The organism is Rothia sp. HMSC08A08, assembly GCF_001808385.1.
GTDB classification, from domain to species: Bacteria; Actinomycetota; Actinomycetes; order Actinomycetales; family Micrococcaceae; genus Rothia; species Rothia dentocariosa.
The window spans coordinates 1-531 of the sequence record NZ_KV793080.1 but is presented as its reverse complement, the minus strand read 5'-3'; the positions used below and the strand labels follow the sequence as shown (position 1 = coordinate 531).

The window sequence follows — 531 nt, the reverse complement described above, 5'->3', positions numbered from 1 at the left end:
TTAAGATGCCCAAAATAACCTCGTAAAGGGCTACTATAACCCCCACTATTGTAAAAGAGCTCTCGGCAGATGAAGATGGATCAAGAATCCGCTCTAGCATAAACGGCACATAGGTAACCTCGGAGATCGGGGCAACAATAAGACCGTAAATATTGGCGCCTCGTATCCACCGAAACTTGACTGATCTCCTAAACCGCATAAACGCGACAACCTGCAAGATAGCGTGAATCATGTAAGGAAGTGCAATAACGGCAATAATAAACATACCCGCCAAGATAAGATCATCATATCCACTGGGCGCAGACACCAAAACGTTAATGAATACACAGACAAAAACAACCAGCATAATGAGTACAGGAATAATAATCAGAACATTCCTGATAGCCTGTGCGATGAGAAGAGGCTCACGGGTGTTGGGATCTATATCAAACTGTTTTGATATGCGTTTATGAGGCTCTTCCTTTCCCTCAGCACCCTGAGGCTCTGGGGACGCCTGGGGATCCAATGACATCTTACCGTCGGCACCTTCTA

Annotated in this window: 1 protein-coding gene; it reads right to left on the bottom strand. The window is 45.4% G+C overall.

Annotated elements, in window-relative coordinates; translation table 11 throughout:
- Positions 1 to 531, bottom strand: a 531-nt coding sequence (locus HMPREF3164_RS09445; RefSeq protein ID WP_070450714.1) for a uracil phosphoribosyltransferase, incomplete at both ends; no start/stop codon positions are given.